At 58.6% G+C, this 15,634-nt stretch carries 14 protein-coding genes, 1 tRNA gene and 1 pseudogene; 9 read left to right on the forward strand and 7 right to left on the reverse strand.

All coding sequences use genetic code 11. The features are described from left to right. Positions 1–3 precede the first annotated feature (3 nt). Positions 4–1,701: a copper resistance system multicopper oxidase gene (locus tag KGB03_RS07555; RefSeq protein ID WP_218537392.1), complete on the reverse strand. Its 1,698-nt coding sequence runs from the start codon at positions 1,699–1,701 to the stop codon at positions 4–6. Between the two features lie 113 nt (positions 1,702–1,814). Beyond that, positions 1,815–2,516, reverse strand: a complete 702-nt coding sequence (locus KGB03_RS07560; RefSeq protein ID WP_192407302.1) for a murein L,D-transpeptidase catalytic domain family protein — start codon at positions 2,514–2,516, stop codon at positions 1,815–1,817. A gap of 82 nt (positions 2,517–2,598) precedes the next feature. Between KGB03_RS07560 and KGB03_RS07565 the strand changes: the two genes are divergently transcribed. The 4 genes from KGB03_RS07565 (at position 2,599) to KGB03_RS07580 (ending at position 8,833) form a co-directional block, all read left to right on the forward strand. Beyond that, positions 2,599–4,356, forward strand: coding sequence for a murein L,D-transpeptidase (locus KGB03_RS07565; RefSeq protein ID WP_223526719.1), 1,758 nt, complete (start codon positions 2,599–2,601; stop codon positions 4,354–4,356). A gap of 193 nt (positions 4,357–4,549) precedes the next feature. Further along, positions 4,550–5,341 (forward strand): lipopolysaccharide biosynthesis protein, encoded by a 792-nt coding sequence (locus tag KGB03_RS07570; RefSeq protein ID WP_223526720.1) that lies wholly within the window; start codon positions 4,550–4,552, stop codon positions 5,339–5,341. A gap of 370 nt (positions 5,342–5,711) precedes the next feature. Beyond that, on the forward strand, positions 5,712–7,283 hold the full coding sequence (locus KGB03_RS07575) for a GGDEF domain-containing protein (RefSeq protein ID WP_218537393.1): 1,572 nt from the start codon (positions 5,712–5,714) through the stop codon (positions 7,281–7,283). A gap of 143 nt (positions 7,284–7,426) precedes the next feature. Beyond that, entirely contained in the window at positions 7,427–8,833 is a 1,407-nt protein-coding gene (locus KGB03_RS07580) for a DUF1254 domain-containing protein (protein WP_218537394.1), read from the forward strand. Positions 8,834–8,865: 32 nt separating this feature from the next. Here the strand turns inward: KGB03_RS07580 and KGB03_RS07585 are convergent, their stop codons facing one another. Then, complete coding sequence (locus KGB03_RS07585; RefSeq protein ID WP_223526721.1) at positions 8,866–9,204, reverse strand: hypothetical protein; 339 nt, start codon at positions 9,202–9,204, stop codon at positions 8,866–8,868. 127 nt (positions 9,205–9,331) lie between these two features. Beyond that, positions 9,332–9,904 (reverse strand): GNAT family N-acetyltransferase, encoded by a 573-nt coding sequence (locus KGB03_RS07590; protein WP_008151313.1) that lies wholly within the window; start codon positions 9,902–9,904, stop codon positions 9,332–9,334. A gap of 169 nt (positions 9,905–10,073) precedes the next feature. Between KGB03_RS07590 and KGB03_RS07595 the strand changes: the two are divergent. From KGB03_RS07595 to KGB03_RS07605, 3 genes and pseudogenes are all read left to right on the forward strand, one after another. After that, positions 10,074–10,562: pseudogene (locus KGB03_RS07595) on the forward strand (EAL domain-containing protein); the annotation flags it as partial. 99 nt (positions 10,563–10,661) lie between these two features. Further along, positions 10,662–11,456, forward strand: a complete 795-nt coding sequence (locus KGB03_RS07600) for an exodeoxyribonuclease III (RefSeq protein WP_223526722.1) — start codon at positions 10,662–10,664, stop codon at positions 11,454–11,456. A 110-nt stretch (positions 11,457–11,566) separates the two neighbouring features. Next, complete coding sequence (locus KGB03_RS07605; RefSeq protein ID WP_223526723.1) at positions 11,567–12,394, forward strand: arylamine N-acetyltransferase family protein; 828 nt, start codon at positions 11,567–11,569, stop codon at positions 12,392–12,394. A gap of 3 nt (positions 12,395–12,397) precedes the next feature. Here KGB03_RS07605 and KGB03_RS07610 read toward each other — a convergent pair whose 3' ends face one another. Beyond that, entirely contained in the window at positions 12,398–12,883 is a 486-nt protein-coding gene (locus KGB03_RS07610; RefSeq protein WP_111450550.1) for a hypothetical protein, read from the reverse strand. A 239-nt stretch (positions 12,884–13,122) separates the two neighbouring features. Between KGB03_RS07610 and KGB03_RS07615 the strand changes: the two genes are divergently transcribed. Continuing rightward, complete coding sequence (locus tag KGB03_RS07615; RefSeq protein WP_223526724.1) at positions 13,123–14,640, forward strand: nucleobase:cation symporter-2 family protein; 1,518 nt, start codon at positions 13,123–13,125, stop codon at positions 14,638–14,640. A gap of 122 nt (positions 14,641–14,762) precedes the next feature. Here the strand turns inward: KGB03_RS07615 and KGB03_RS07620 are convergent. Next, a tRNA-Asn gene (locus KGB03_RS07620) sits at positions 14,763–14,838 on the reverse strand. A gap of 227 nt (positions 14,839–15,065) precedes the next feature. Between KGB03_RS07620 and KGB03_RS07625 the strand changes: the two genes are divergently transcribed. Further along, positions 15,066–15,296: a hypothetical protein gene (locus KGB03_RS07625; RefSeq protein ID WP_008007186.1), complete on the forward strand. Its 231-nt coding sequence runs from the start codon at positions 15,066–15,068 to the stop codon at positions 15,294–15,296. Here the strand turns inward: KGB03_RS07625 and KGB03_RS07630 are convergent. Then, entirely contained in the window at positions 15,293–15,493 is a 201-nt protein-coding gene (locus tag KGB03_RS07630) for a hypothetical protein (protein WP_192407320.1), read from the reverse strand. The two genes, KGB03_RS07625 and KGB03_RS07630, sit on opposite strands and share 4 nt — an antisense overlap. Positions 15,494–15,634 lie beyond the last annotated feature (141 nt).

Genomic DNA, 15,634 nt, shown 5'->3' on the forward strand with positions numbered 1-15,634 from the left:
GCCTCATTCTTCCACCCGAACTTCACGGAACATGCCCATTTCCATGTGGTACAGGAGATGGCAGTGATAGGCCCAACGGCCGAGTGCGTCGGCGGTGACCCGATAGCTGCGTCGGGAACCGGGCGGCATGTCGATGGTGTGTTTGCGCACCATGAATTCACCGTTCTCGTCTTCGAGGTCGCTCCACATGCCGTGCAGATGGATCGGGTGAGTCATCATCGTGTCGTTGACCAGCACCACCCGAACCCGCTCGCCGTATTTGAGGCGCACAGGTTCGGCGTCGGAGAACTTCACGCCGTTGAACGACCAGGCGAATTTCTCCATGTGGCCGGTGAGGTGCAGTTCGATGGTACGGCTGGGGTCGCGGCCGTCCGGGTCTTCGAAGGTGCTGCGCAGGTCGGAATAGGTCAGGACGCGGCGGCCGTTGTTGCGCAGGCCGAGGCCGGGATCGTCGAGTTTGGGGGCGGTGGTCATGGCTTGCATGTCCACCAGCGGGTTGTCTTTTTCCGTCTCGGGATGGGACTGCATGCCGGGCATGGCCATGGTGCTGTGATCCATTCCCGCCATGCTGCCGTGATCCATGCCGCCCATGCCCATGTCATCCATGGTCACCAGCGGCCGTGGGTCCAGCGGCGGTACCGGCGCGGATAAACCCGCCTTCGCTGCCAGCGTGCCGCGTGCAAAGCCGGTCCGATCCATCGACTGGGCGAACAAGGTGTAAGCCGCTTCGGTCGGCTCGACAATCACATCGAAGGTCTCCGCCACCGCAATGCGAAACTCATCGACACTCACCGGTTTGACGTGCAGGCCATCCGCAGCGACCACTGTCATTTTCAGCCCGGGAATGCGCACGTCGAAGTAGGTCATGGCGGAGCCATTGATGAAGCGCAGGCGCAGCTTTTCGCCCGGCCGGAACACGCCCGTCCAGTTCGAGTTCGGCGCCTGGCCGTTCATCAAGTAGGTGTAAGTTGCGCCGCTGACGTCGGCCAGGTCGGTGGGGTTCATCTTCATTTCGGCCCACATCTTTCGGTCGGCGACTGTGGAACCCCAACCTTTTTCGCTGACGTCGTGGATGAAATCACCCACGGTGGGCTTGTTGTAGTTGTAGTAATCGGATTGCTTTTTCAGCGTCTTCATCAGGCTGACCGGATCTTCATCGGTCCAGTCGGTCAGCATCACCACGTAATCGCGGTCGTACTGGAACGGCTCCGGTTCCTTGGCGTCAATCACCAGCGGCCCGTAAACGCCGGACTGCTCCTGAAAACCCGAATGGCTGTGGTACCAGTAAGTGCCGTTCTGCCGGACCTTGAACTGGTAAACGTACATGCCGTCCGGCTCGATGCCGTGAAAGCTCAGCCCTGGCACGCCGTCCATGTTGGCCGGCAGCAAGATGCCGTGCCAGTGAATGGAGGTGTTGGCGTTGAGTTTGTTTTTCACCCGCAGCGTCACCGTGTCACCTTCGCGCCAGCGCAACAGGGGGCCGGGAATACCGCCGTTGATGGTCATTGCGGTGCGCGGGTTGCCGGTGATGTTGACCGGGGTTTCGCCGATGAACAGGTCGAAGTCGGTGCCCGCCAAAACCTGGGGCTCGCCAGGGCTGGTGACCGCCCAGACAGGCGTGCGCCATAACCCGAGCCCGCCGAGGAGCCCGCCCGCGGCCAGCCCCTTCACGAAGGTGCGTCTTGATGTGTTGGAATGCATTCCGTTTTCCCGGTCCGTCAGCGTGGAGAGAGCTTGACGACGAGGCTAACGGGCGGTGCCTTTCAGCAGGCTGAGGCGGGGATTACAGTTTTGTCAGGTTCATGCTGTATTTATTAGCGTGTACCGGGTGTTGACGCTGAGGCCACAGTGCCGCCACCGCAATTGATATACGAAGACGACTTCAACCAGCGCTGATCCGGATAGTAAGAAAACAACAACTGCCCATCTTTCATCGAATCAATCAACTTATGCGCAATCGCCGGCCGCACTGCCGGACAACCCAGGCTTCTACCGATCCGGCCATTCGCTCGGGCAAGAACCGGACTGACATAGGGCGCCCCGTGAATAACGATCGCCCGCTCTAATGCGTTGTCATTGAACCCCGGCTCCAGACCTTCCATGCGCAAGGAATAACCATTCTGGCCGACATAGCTCGATTGGGTCCGATATAAACCAAGACTGGTGGCAAAGCTTTCATTCTGGTTGGAGAACTTGACCGCCATGTTCTCGCCGCTGTTGCGACCGTGGGCGACCAGTTCGTGGAACAGTAATTTGCGTTTCTTCAGATCGAACACCCACAACCGTTGTTCGGTCGAAGGCAGTGAGTAGTCGATGACAGCGAGTCTTTGGACAGGGGCTTTACCTTGGGCCAAGCTGCATTGGGTAGCGCGTACGGCCAGCCCGATGACTTTGGCGTTGGCGTCAGGTGCTGCTTTGAGCAGCGCGGCTTCAAGCGAATCGGCGTAGGCTGCCGGTACTGAAACTGACGTCAGCAGCAGGGCCGTGAATAGGAAGCCAAAGCGGTCTAGCGCCATATGTAAATCTCACATTAATGTTTCGAGTCTAGCAGTGTGCAGAAGTGCTAGCCGTTGAATACGGGGCGATTAAGGATTATCCATGGGGCAGTTAACAAGGTTATTCGTCATAAGCCGCATCTTTTTTATGGGCTTTCTGATCAGCGGCGTAGCGATTGCAGAAACTTCGCCGATTGAGGCGGTATCTGCCGTCATCAGCAGAGCTGGCGCGGCACCTGACGATTACGTCGCTCAAACGATTCAGGCGGCATTTGAGCCATTGAGTTCATCGTTTCCACCCTTGCTCACTTCCCGTGGCTATCGACGGGTGGATCCGAGTCGTGTGGTCATGGATTTTTACATGCATCGGGGTTACCGCTCGGCTTGGGCGAACGACAGCGATGTCATCCAGTTATTGAAAAGCCTGAGCGAGACGCAGGCCGATGGGTTGGACCCTGCGGACTTTCATATTGATGAGTTGGCGAAGGCCAGAGCATCGATGCAGGCAGCAGAGCCGACGGTGGCGCAACGGGCGGCATTCGATATCGCGGCGACCCGGACCTTTGTCACCGCGCTGCTGCAATTGCGGCGCGGCAAGGTTGACCCTTCGCGTCTGGACATCCATTGGAACTTCGACCCCGTCGGCGCCGATCCTCGTGGAGACATGAATAACTTGTTCGCCGCGCTCGATGCTCATGACGTGGCGCGCGCCTTTGCGCAAGCACCGCCACAAGAGGCGGTTTACCGCAGCCTGCGTGTGGGCCTGGCGCAACTGCGCAAGGTTCGGGACGCGGGCGGCTGGCCGAAGATTGCCGAAGGCCAATCGCTCAAGCCAGGCATGGATGACGCCTCTGTCGCGCAGTTGCGAGCACGTTTGGTGGCAGGTGGTTATCTGGCCCCATCAAAAAAGCCACGCACTGATTACGACGACAGCGTCGCCGCGGCGGTGAAAAAGTATCAGGCCGAGCAATACCTGGGGGCGGACGGCGTGGCGGGGGCCGCGACACTGGCGGCGTTGAATGTGCCCGTAGAGGCGCGGATAGACCAGGTTCGGGTGAACATGGAGCGTGCGCGTTGGTTGCTGTACAAACTTCAGGGCACTTTTGTCATCGTTGATATTGCGGGTTACAAGGTGGCGTTTTATCGCGACGGTAAGGCGATATGGCGTTCCCGGGTTCAGGTCGGTAAGCCGTTCCGCAGTACGCCGGTGTTTCAATCCGAGATTACTTATGTGACGTTCAACCCCACCTGGACCGTGCCGCCGACCATCCTCGTCAAAGACATGCTGCCGAAGATTCAAAGAGATCCCGGCTACCTTGCGGCCAACCGGATAAGAGCGCTTGATCGAGAGGGGAATGTGCTCGATCCAGCGACCGTCGACTGGAATAATGCGCGCGGTATCACGCTGCGACAGGATGCAGGCCCGGACGGCTCACTCGGGCAGGTGGCCATTCGGTTTCCCAATGAATATTCGATTTACCTCCACGACACGCCGCATCGCGAACTGTTTGCGCAATCGCGTCGAGCCACCAGTTCAGGCTGCATACGCGTGGAGAACCCACTGCAGTTAGTTGAACTGCTGTTCAACGACCCGGTTCGTTGGAACAGCGCCGGAATACAGGCCCAGTTGGCTAATGGCAAGACCGAAAACATCAGGCTTCCCGTCAAGGTGCCGGTGCTGTTGGCTTACTGGACAGTGGACCTGAGTAGCGATGGTCGAGTGATGTTTAAACCGGATGTATACGGCTACGATTCCGCGGTACTGCGGGGATTGAATCTGCCTTCGGAATTGCCTGTTCTGGATGTGCGACGAGCAGGAACTTCCGCTGTTGCAACGGGGCAAAACCGGCAATGGCCGTGAAGGAAGCGGGACTTGCTATCCGTATGTAACGGTCAGGTCATCGATGCACCAACGATGCAAGCGCTCTGCATCAACCTTTGCGCTCCGTCGCAGATTCCGGGGTTGGCGAAGCCAAAAGGTTGGCTCACCCGTTGAAAACTATCACAATGCCGAATAGTCACCGATCATCGATGTAAGGGATAGGAAATTGAAGATGGATGTTGCGCAAAAAAAACCGGCACTCAACACAGGTATGCTTGATGTGCATGACCTCGATGAGTGCCGCAACATCCAAAAAGGTGCCGTGTTTATCATCGCCTCGGGGGCGTCAGCTAAAGATTTTCCGCTGGAAAAGTTTGCAGATGTTCCGATGATTACAATGAACGGCGCCATTTCCATGTTTTCCGGGACAGGTATCAAGCCGTTCTTTTATGCCTGTACGGATCAAGGCTTTTCCCGACAGCAACCCGAACTGTTTTCAGAGGGCATGCGCATCAGTCAACGGGTTGCACTGTGGCAAGAGCACATTTGGCATACGACAGTAGCGCCTGAGGGCGAGCTGTATTTACTCGGTCGAGCACCCAAGCTCTCCTGGACTGACCTGGTGTTCAGGGCCGATAAAGAACTCGTCAGAAGTCGCAAACTCGGAAATGGCCGCAATAGAACCCTTGGCTTCAGCAAGAACCTTAAACGCGGTTTTTTTGATGCCCGTACCGTGGCTTATCTGGCTTTGCAAATTGCGTATCACGTGGGGTTTACCAAGGTGTTTCTGGTTGGCGTCGACTTGAATCAGTCTGTAAGCCGTTTTTACGAAGGGGCCGACACGGTCGCGTCGCCATGCCTGCTCGATCAGCATTTTTATACGAGAATCCTGCCGTCCTTCGAGATCTTGTCGAAGTACGTTGTGGATGAAGATTTTCAGGTCTACAGCCTGTCCAATTCTTCAAGGATTCCAGATGAACTCATTCCCCGAGTGACGCTGGAAGAGATCGACAAGTTGATCTAAAGGTTGTTCGTACTTTATTGAAATGGGCGCCCTCGAGGCCGCCCTCGAGAATGGGGGCTTGCTGAACCCCCTTATTGATTCCCTACAGTTCCTGATTCCCCCCGCAAAAACTCCACCAACGTCTGTTGCAACCCGGTCAGCGCTCCCTTGCGGCTGATCAATGCCAACTCGGCCGGTGGCAATTCGGACAGGTCGGTGCACACAGTGTGCTAATGCGCCGGGGGGATGCAGAAAGTGTCCGGGCGCATATGCACCGTGCGATGCGGCGGCTAGCCAAAGGACATTTGCCCCATACCCCCCCGTAGACTAAGCTCAAAAAAAATAAGGGTTTTGGGGTGTTACCCATGCCTTACCCTTACAGGACGAGCTTTTGCCTATCCCTGCGCACGATCCGCACAACGCCACCGGCGTCACGTTGAAACGGTTACCTCTGCGCAAAGCAGCGGTACTGTTTATTGCGGTCGTGTGCCTGAGCCTGTGCGGTTTGCTGTACCTGCAACTGGAGCAGTCGCGCCGGCATGATCTGGCCTTGGCGCAAGTGGCGTCATCAAACCTGACGCGGGCCATGGCGCAGCAGGCCGAAGACACCTTCATGCAAGCCGATCTGGTGCTGACCAGTCTGGCCGACTGGATTCAGGCTGACGGTTTCGGCGCGCCCCAAAAGGCACGCTTGCAGAAAACATTCGCCCGGCGGGTGCAGGCGCTGAATCAATTGCACGGGATATTTCTGTTCGACCAAAAAGGGCAGTGGGTCGTTACCTCTTTCGACGAACTGCCACGCGGACCGGGTGTGGGGGATCGCGATTATTTCAAGTTCCACCAGCAGAACGTCTCCTCCCAGGCGCACATCGGGCCGGCGATTCGCAGTCGGGAAAATGGCGAATGGATCATCCCGATATCCAAGCGTGTGAACGACAAGAATGGCAATTTCGAGGGCGTCTTGTTGGCCGGTATCAAGATGGCGTACTTCGATCAGTTCTTCAAAAGCTTCAGCATTGATGACAACGGTTCGATGTTTTTGGGATTGACCGACGGAACGCTGCTGGCGCGACGGCCGTTCGTGGAGTCGCAGATTGGCACATCACTGGCCAAGAGCGAGATCTTCGAGAAATTGCTGCCCGACGCGCCTTCCGGTAACGCGATGTTCAGCTCGCTGGTCGATGGTGTTGTGCGGTTGTATGGCTACCGTCAGCTCGACGCTTATCCGTTGGTCGTGTCTGCCGCCTCGTCCAGGGAAGCGATTCTCAAGGATTGGTACGACACGGCATTTCGCTCCTCAGTCATCGTTGCCCTGGTGGTGTTGGGCGTGGGGCTGTTCGGTTGGATGTTCCTTTATCAGGTGCGTGTCGGCGAACAGGTCGAGGCGGATTTGCGCAAGGCAAAGGAAGCGTTGAAGCTGATCGCGACCCACGACAGCCTGACCGGCCTGGGCAATCGCCGGCTGTTCGAGGGCGCGCTGGACATCGAGTTCAGCCGAGGCGCCCGGCAGTCGAGTTCACTGAGCCTGATCATGCTCGATATCGATTACTTCAAGCGCTACAACGACGCTTACGGCCACGTGGCAGGGGACCATTGCCTGGCTGAAGTGGCGCGGGCGGTGAAGGGGTGCTGCCATCGAAAAGCCGATCTGGCCGTGCGCTACGGCGGAGAGGAGTTTGCGGTGTTGTTGCCCGACACCGATATTCACGGTGCGCTGGTGATTGCCGAGCAGATCCGTCGCAGCGTCATGGACAAGAACATCATCCACAGCGGTTCACCCACGGGCTTCGTGACAGTCAGTCTGGGTTGTTATTCGTTTGTACCGACGGGGCGGGACAGCATGGAAGTATTCATCGAACGTGCGGATGCGGCGCTGTATCAAGCCAAGCATTCGGGGCGAAACCGCTCGGCGGTGCTGTCGATGGAAGGTGGTGTCGATGCACTGCTGCGTTCGGATCGTTGAGGTTTCTATCGAGGGTGTTTCACCCGCGCAACACCCCGGCCAGCCGGCTGTCTGCCTGTCAGATCCCCTTCACTTGATCGTCTAGAGTTGCGGTAACGCTGCCAATCCCGGCAGGTCTCCCCACCGCACGGATGATCGTCAAAATGTTGATTACTCAAGCATTGACAGCCGTTGCTCTAACCGTTGCAGCCTGCGCCATCTTTCCGCTCGCGAGCCATGCCCAATCGAAAGTCACAGCCGAAGAAGCACACGCCATCGGCGTGGATGCCTACGTTTATTTTTACCCACTGTTGACCATGGACATTACCCGTAAGCAATTCACCAACATCGAACCGGGCAAGGAGTTCGGTAAAGGTCCGATGAATATGTTTGTCAGCGTGCCGCAGTATCCACCTGCAAATTTCAAAGGGGTGGTGCGCTCGAACTTCGACACCTTGTATTCCATTGCCTGGCTGGATTTGACCGAAGAACCGCTGGTGATCGCAGCGCCCGATACGGCCGGGCGTTTTTACTTGCTGCCGATGCTCGACATGTGGACCGATGTATTCGCCTCACCGGGCTGGCGCACCACGGGCACCCAGGCGGGGCAGTTTCTGGTGACACCGCCGGGCTGGACCGGGACGGTGCCTGCCGGACTGAACCATCTGCCGGCGCCCACGCCCTTTGTCTGGGTCATTGGCCGCACCAAGACCGACGGCGCTGCGGACTACGCGGCGGTGCACAAAATTCAGGCTGGCTACACCGTGACACCGTTGTCCCGGCTGGGTAAAAGCGCCGAGCCGGTCAGCGTGAACATTGACCCGGCCGTGGACATGAAGACCCCGCCAAAGATCCAGGTCGACGCAATGTCGGCGGCTGACTACTTCGCCTACGCCGCCGAATTGCTCAAGGTGCACCCTGCGCACATCAGCGATCAACCGATCCTGGCGCAGATGACGCGCATCGGTATCGAGCCCGGAAAATCCTTCAACATGGATGCGCTGGACCCTGAAATCAAAGCAGCGCTTCAGACCGTACCCGAGGACGCGCAGGCGCTGATGACGTGGAAGGTTCCCACCCTCGCTCGCGTGGTCAATGGCTGGTCGATGAACACCGACACCATGGGCGTCTACGGCAACTACTACCTCAAACGCGCGATCGTTGCGCAGATCGGGCTCGGCGCCAACTTGCCCGAGGATGCGATTTATCCGCTGAACATCGGCGATGTCGAAGGCAAGCCACTCGATGGCGCGAACAAGTACGTGCTGCATTTCGACAAGGGTGAAACGCCGCCGGTAAACGCTTTCTGGTCGATCACCTTGTACGACCCCGAGGGTTTCCAGGTCGGCAATGCGCTCAACCGCTTTGCACTCAGTAGCTGGATGCCGTTCAAGACCAATGCTGACGGTTCGCTGGATATCTACTTCCAGCACGAAAACCCTGGCAAGGATCTTGAAGCCAATTGGCTGCCGGCACCGAAGGGCGGGTTCAACCTGACCATGCGTTTGTATGGGCCCAAGCCCGAGGTGTTGAACGGCAAGTGGAATCCTCCGCCGGTCAAGCCAACCTAATTCCGCGTTTCAGACCCAAAAGCAGCCGACGATCATCGGCTGCTTTTACGCGTCCAGCTGCCCGTCCCGCCGCCGGCACCACCCGTTCCACCGCCCGCCGCGCCCGTGCCACCCCCCGCGCCAGAGCCACTGTTCCCGGCATTGCCACCATTTCCGCCACCCGACGAGTCCGATCCGCTATTGCTGCCGTTAGCGCTATGGTCGCTCGAGGGTTGGTCAGGGTTATTGTTGGGCGCCATGGTCGAGCCGCCGATTGAACCCGATCGGGTGCCGGTCGCATCAGCGCCATCGCCTGAGGCTGCAAAAACACCGACGGACAGGGTGCACAGCACTCCAGCCAGTAACAGCGAAGTCATTTTGATGCTCATCATGGTGCGTCTCCAAAGATGAGTCGTTACCTGATGTGGGTGTGATGGACAGAGCGCGTGGTGCCGGTTGGTTGACACGTGGCCGGTGTGTGTTTCAGGCGAAAGCCTCGCACAGGTGTCAGCGAAGGTTCTATTCTGCCAGCTTCTGTTCAAGGTTCTGCCGCACCTGCGGCCATTCCTCATCAATGATGCTGAACCGCACCGAATTGCGCTTGCGGCCGTCCGGCATGATCCGCTCGTGGCGCATGATGCCTTCCTGCTGTGCGCCTAGCCTGAGGATCGCATTGCGCGACTTCTGGTTGTTTTCGTCGGTAGTGAATTGCACCCGCACGCAATCCAGCGTCTCGAAAGCGTATTGCAGCATCAGGTATTTGGCTTCGGTGTTGACGAAGGTTTTCTGCCAGCGGGCGCAGATCCAGCTGCTGCCGATTTCGAGCTTGCGGTTGAGTCGGTCGATTTTCCAGAACCGCGTCGAACCGATGACCTCGCCCGTGTCCTTGAGCACGATGACGAAGGGCAGCACAGTGCCAGCGTCGCGGCCGTCGAGGGCTTTCTTGAGGTAGCTGTCGACGGTGGTCGGGGAGGGCACAACGGTGACGGTCAGGTTCCACAGTTCACCGTCTTGCGCGGCATTGACCAGCGCATCAGCATCACTCAATTGCAGGGGGCGCAGGCAGATTCGTTGACCTTCCAGTGTGTCCATGAGCAGGCATTCTCGGCATTAAAAGGTACGCGGGTGTTGCGTGCAATTACAGGGCAGCGGCCGTCGATTGGCAATGGTTATGTCAACTGCCGTTACCACCGTCACCGTCACCGCTCCCCGGTACGCCGATAACCCGTAATCTCAACGAGTTCGTGATGCATACCAGTCTGTTCAATTTGCCCGCAGCGATGTCGTGGAGGACGTCAGGGAGGCCTTGATCCAGAGCCGTTTGCCGGCCAGTCGTCTGGAGCTGGAAATCACCGAAAACGTGATGCTCATCGATGTGGAGGGCGCGTTGGCGACCATGAATGCGCTCAAGGAGCTGGGCGTGCGGTTGAACATGGAGGACTTCGGTGCCGGCTATTCGTCCCTGGGTTACTTGCGCACGTACCCGTTCGACGGGATCAAGATCGACAAGCGTTTCATCTCGTCCATGAGCGGCGGCGGCAATGACCGCGCCGTGGTGCAGGCGATCATCAACCTAGGCAAAGCCATGGGCCTGACCGTGACCGCAGAAGGCGTCGAGCCCCTGGAGCAACTGGACTTCCTGGTCTCGGACCAGTGCCATGAGGTGCAGGGTTTCTACTTGAGTCGGCCTATGGAAAAACTGACGTTGCTGCCGTTGCTCAAGGCATCGCATGACGAGTTTCCCGTGTAGGGGGCGCGCCTTTAGTCGCCTGACTCGCTCGGAGAGGCAACTGCCAGCACGCACCCTGGTCACAACTGGACATCGACCCTGCGTTGCGAGCGTTGGCCCATGAAGAACCTGAAAATCGCGACATTCAACGTCAACGGCATGCGCGCCAGACTGCCGAACTTGCTCGCCTGGCTTGAGCGCGAGCAGCCGGACATTGCGTGTTTGCAGGAACTCAAGTCAGTCGACAGTGCATTCCCCGCCGCCGAGCTTGAGGCCGCAGGATACGGCGCGCTCTGGCAAGGTCAATCTTCGTGGAACGGCGTGGCGATTCTGGCGCGGGATGCGCAGCCGCTGGAGAGTCGTCGAGGTCTGCCGGGCGATGACAGCGACACCCATAGCCGGTATCTGGAGGCTGCCGTGCACGGGATTCTGGTGGGCTGCCTGTACCTGCCCAACGGCAACCCGCAGCCGGGGCCGAAGTTCGATTACAAGCTGGCGTGGTTCGAACGACTGATCCACTACGCGCAGACGCTTCAGGCCAGTGAACATCCCGTGGTGCTGGCCGGTGACTACAACGTGGTGCCCACCGACCTCGACATCTACAACCCGCGATCCTGGCTGAAGGATGCGTTGCTGCAACCTGAAAGCCGCGAGTGTTATCAGCGCATGCTGGCCCAGGGCTGGACCGACTCCTTACGCCATCTGTATCCGGAGGATCGGCTCTATACCTTCTGGGATTATTTTCGCCAGCACTGGCAAAAAAACTCCGGGTTGCGCATCGATCATCTGTTGCTTAACCCGGCACTGAGTCCTTATTTGCAGGAGGCCGGAGTCGATGCCTGGGTTCGCAACGAGCCCCACGCGAGTGATCATGCGCCGGCATGGATTCGATTGAGTTCGCGCAAGCGGCGTTGAGATTGAAGTGGGTGGCGATTGGCTAAATCAATTGTCGGTCGACCCGCTTTTTCCCTTATACATGGCGCCCATCGGCGGAGAAATCCGGCCCCCTGCATAAGGACTGAGCAATGAGCGAGCCACAGCTGAGCAATCTTGCGTTGTATCTGCAGCGCCTGGGCTTCGATGCGCCTCCGGCGCCGACCCTGGACACCCTGCGCCAACTTCAACTGCGCCACACCGGCGCCTTCCCGTTCGAAAACCTCAGCACGTTGTCGGGGCAACCGGTGCTCATCGACCTGCCGTCCATCGAGCAAAAGGTCCTGCACGATGGTCGCGGCGGTTACTGCTACGAACTCAACAACCTGTTCCTGGCCTTGCTCCAGGCGCTGGGCTTCGACGCTCGCGGCCTCTCCGGCCGAGTGGTCATGGGCCAGCCCGAAGGCGCGTGGACTGCCCGTACGCACCGCTTGAGCCTGGTGACCCTGGACGGCGTGCGCTACATCACCGACGTCGGCTTCGGCGGCATGGTGCCCACCGCACCGCTGATGCTCGATACCCCGGCTGAACAGCTCACGCCCCACGAACCCTATCGCATCGAGCAGCACGAGGATGGCTACACCCTGCGCGCCAACGTCGGCGGCGAATGGCGGGCGATGTACATTTTCGATTTGCAGCGCCAGGAAGACATCGATTACGCCGTTGGCAACTGGTACGTCTCGACTCACCCCGAATCGTCGTTCGCCAGACAGTTAATGGTGGCGCGCACCGGGGAAGGGTGGCGCCGCACGCTGAACAACGGCAGTTTTGCGATTCATCGGATCGGTCGTGAGACTGAACGGCGGCAGGTGGCGGATGTGGATGAATTGATGGGTTTGTTGCGCAGCGAATTCGACATTCGGGTGCCGCGGGAGGCGGCGTTGCGCCGAGTTATCGAAGGGCTGATTCAACAGCCCTGAACCTCACAGCTCCAGCCCCTCCTGCACCACCGAAAGCAGGGTGTCTTCGGTCATGGCGATCGCATCCGGTTGTTGCCCGGATTGATCGATCGCCTGCAGCCACCACTGTGTCTCGCCGTGTTCGCTCACGGTTCGCAGCATCGAGAGTGCCTTTCCTTGGGTGCGGATCTCGACCCGCCCGGCACCATCCTCGGTGAAACGAGCGACGGGGTCGAAGGTGATGCTGTGGTGGTTGCCTTCAATCAGTAACTGATCGATGGCGTAGTCGTAGGTCGCCCCGTCAGGATGACGCTCGAAGACGTGCGTCGGCACTCGCCGAATGTTCAGCCCGGCTTCGCTGAGCGGCGCCAGCCAGGCTTCGATGAGGTGGTACAGCTCGTAAACCTGTGCAGGCCAGCTGTCGATCTGCTGATCGGCACAGTGTGTCGTGTCGGCACTGGACTGCTGGGTTTGCTTCAGTTTCGCGACGAGTTGGTCAGCCTTGCTCATGTCGATTTCCTATCGTGGTCTCAGTGAGAGCGTACCTCTATCAAGGTAGTGCACGTCTTGCCTTGCGTCATGTTGCCGGGAGGTTTTGGTTTCAAGGGGCTTGCCGACGATGAGTCTCGCGGGCTTGGAATGGCCATGTGTCCATAATCTGACTGGTTAGTTGTATACAACTCTATAGACATTTGTCCTGAGTCTTGCATACAGTGTGCGCATAACAAAAACCAGGGAACCCCCCAACCATGAAAACGCCCCATGTTTCACACCAACGGCCTGAGGACGAGAATCTCGGGATCGGCGCGAATATGGCTTACGGCCTGCAACACGTTCTGACCATGTACGGCGGCATCGTCGCGGTGCCTTTGATCATCGGCCAGGCGGCCGGGCTCTCGCCAGCGGACATCGGTTTGTTGATTGCTGCTTCATTGTTTGCAGGGGGGCTGGCGACATTGCTGCAAACCCTGGGCTTACCGTTTTTCGGCTGCCAATTGCCGCTGGTACAGGGCGTGTCGTTCTCTGGCGTCGCGACAATGGTGGCGATTGTCAGCAGTGGCGGGGAGGGCGGGTTTCAATCGATTCTCGGGGCGGTGATTGCCGCGTCGTTGATCGGCCTGCTGATCACGCCGGTGTTCTCTCGAATCACCAAGTTTTTCCCGCCGCTGGTCACGGGCATTGTGATCACCACCATCGGCCTGACGCTGATGCCAGTCGCTGCACGCTGGGCCATGGGCGGCAACAGCCATGCCCCGGACTTCGGCAGCATGGCGAACATCGGTCTGGCGGCGGTGACGCTGGTGCTGGTGCTGTTGTTGAGCAAGATCGGCAGCGCGACCATCTCGCGCTTGTCGATCCTGCTGGCGATGGTTATCGGCACGGTGATCGCGGTGTTCCTTGGCATGGCGGACTTCTCGTCCGTCACTCAAGGTCCGATGTTTGGCTTCCCGACGCCGTTCCACTTCGGCATGCCGACCTTCCACTTCGCCGCGATCCTGTCGATGTGCATTGTGGTCATGGTGACCCTGGTGGAAACCTCGGCTGACATTCTGGCGGTGGGTGAAATCATCGGCACCAAGGTCGACTCCAAACGCCTGGGCAACGGCCTGCGCGCCGACATGCTGTCGAGCATGATCGCGCCGATCTTCGGTTCCTTCACCCAAAGCGCGTTCGCCCAGAACGTCGGGCTGGTGGCGGTGACCGGGATCAAGAGTCGCTTCGTGGTGGCGACCGGCGGTTTGTTTCTGGTGATCCTCGGTTTGCTGCCGTTTATGGGCCGGGTCATCGCCGCTGTACCGACTTCAGTCCTCGGCGGCGCCGGTATCGTGCTGTTCGGCACCGTGGCCGCCAGCGGTATTCGTACGCTGTCCAAGGTCGACTACCGCAACAACGTCAACCTGATCATCGTCGCTACCTCCATCGGCTTCGGCATGATCCCCATCGCAGCGCCGAACTTCTACGACCACTTCCCAAGCTGGTTCGCCACGATCTTCCACTCGGGCATCAGCTCGTCGGCGATCATGGCCATCGTGCTTAACCTGACCTTCAACCACCTCACTGCCGGTAACTCCGATCAGCAGTCGGTGTTCGCGGCCGGTACTGAGCGGGTGCTGCGTTATCAGGATCTGGCGGCGCTGCGCGAAGGGGATTATTTCAGCGAAGGCAAGCTGCGTGACTGTGACGGGAATGAGATTCCGGTGGTGGAGGCGGACCATGAGCACGCAGAGCCGCGGACGGTGCATGCGAAAAGTAGTGAGCATGTCTGACGCCGACACTCGCTGAAAAAGGCCGATCTGTTGAAGAGACAGATCGGTTTTTTTTGTTTTTCCGTCAGCCACAAAAAAGCCCCTGAACCTTTCGATTCAGGGGCTTTTCGATATTGCTTGTCTGGCTCCACGACCTGGACTCGAACCAGGGACCCAGTGATTAACAGTCACTTGCTCTACCAACTGAGCTATCGCGGAATGGCGTGTATGTTACTGATTCAAAAAGAGAAGTCAAGCACCTGTTAGTAATTTGACGGGTTCATGGGGACGGGTGGTGGTTTATCGACCGTGGGCGGTTACCAGAATCGCCTCAGAGGTCTACCATGGCCGCCCGGAAGTGGTTACACGCGCTGCCGGCCATTCGCCGAAAAGGTACGCGCCATGAATCACCCAATCACCACACCTCGCCACAACGGGGTGTTCGCATGAGCATCGCTCAAATCAGCCTGCCCAAAGGCGTCGGCCCTCACGCCGAAAAACTGTTCGACGCAATCACTCAGGCCAGTACCGCTGATGAATTGAACCGTGCTGGTGGCAAGGCCGAAGGGTTTGTCCTGGGCCTGGAAAGCACCAAGGCCATCAAAAGCCAGGTCGCCGAATCGCTCTACGTCGCCTATGACGACGCTGCCAGCCAGCGCGCGACCGAATTGGCTTAACCGCCGAAGGTCACTGTAGCGAGCGCCAGTTTGGCGTACAGCATGGTTGCGGCCAGTTGCACCAGCCACAAGGCCAGGCCGCCGAGAAACACGCCGGCAGCGACTTGCATCACCAGATTGTTACTGCGTTTGGCCGGGGTACGAGGCACGAAGTGGTCCAGCTCATCGCGGTCGGCGCGTAGGTCATCGTTTTTCATGTGGGTTCTCGTAAGAATTCGGATGTACATAAAACCTGTGGGAGCGGGCTTGCCCGCGATGAGGCCATCACATTCAGCATTGATGTTGGCTGGCTGGCCGCTATCGCAGGCAAGCCAGCTCCCACATTTAATATGTGTGCA

Source organism: Pseudomonas sp. BF-B-26, from assembly GCF_019956495.1.
Taxonomy (GTDB): Bacteria; Pseudomonadota; Gammaproteobacteria; order Pseudomonadales; family Pseudomonadaceae; genus Aquipseudomonas.

Bases quoted from the DNA above. Each gene is read 5' to 3' on its own strand.
- KGB03_RS07555 (WP_218537392.1), bottom strand. From the start codon at position 1,701: ATGCATTCCAACACATCAAGACGCACCTTCGTGAAGGGGCTGGCCGCG.
- KGB03_RS07560 (WP_192407302.1), bottom strand. From the start codon at position 2,516: ATGGCGCTAGACCGCTTTGGCTTCCTATTCACGGCCCTGCTGCTGACG.
- KGB03_RS07565 (WP_223526719.1), top strand. From the start codon at position 2,599: ATGGGGCAGTTAACAAGGTTATTCGTCATAAGCCGCATCTTTTTTATG.
- KGB03_RS07570 (WP_223526720.1), top strand. From the start codon at position 4,550: ATGGATGTTGCGCAAAAAAAACCGGCACTCAACACAGGTATGCTTGAT.
- KGB03_RS07580 (WP_218537394.1), top strand. From the start codon at position 7,427: ATGTTGATTACTCAAGCATTGACAGCCGTTGCTCTAACCGTTGCAGCC.
- KGB03_RS07585 (WP_223526721.1), bottom strand. From the start codon at position 9,204: ATGATGAGCATCAAAATGACTTCGCTGTTACTGGCTGGAGTGCTGTGC.
- KGB03_RS07590 (WP_008151313.1), bottom strand. From the start codon at position 9,904: ATGGACACACTGGAAGGTCAACGAATCTGCCTGCGCCCCCTGCAATTG.
- KGB03_RS07600 (WP_223526722.1), top strand. From the start codon at position 10,662: ATGAAGAACCTGAAAATCGCGACATTCAACGTCAACGGCATGCGCGCC.
- KGB03_RS07605 (WP_223526723.1), top strand. From the start codon at position 11,567: ATGAGCGAGCCACAGCTGAGCAATCTTGCGTTGTATCTGCAGCGCCTG.
- KGB03_RS07610 (WP_111450550.1), bottom strand. From the start codon at position 12,883: ATGAGCAAGGCTGACCAACTCGTCGCGAAACTGAAGCAAACCCAGCAG.
- KGB03_RS07615 (WP_223526724.1), top strand. From the start codon at position 13,123: ATGAAAACGCCCCATGTTTCACACCAACGGCCTGAGGACGAGAATCTC.
- KGB03_RS07625 (WP_008007186.1), top strand. From the start codon at position 15,066: ATGAGCATCGCTCAAATCAGCCTGCCCAAAGGCGTCGGCCCTCACGCC.
- KGB03_RS07630 (WP_192407320.1), bottom strand. From the start codon at position 15,493: ATGAAAAACGATGACCTACGCGCCGACCGCGATGAGCTGGACCACTTC.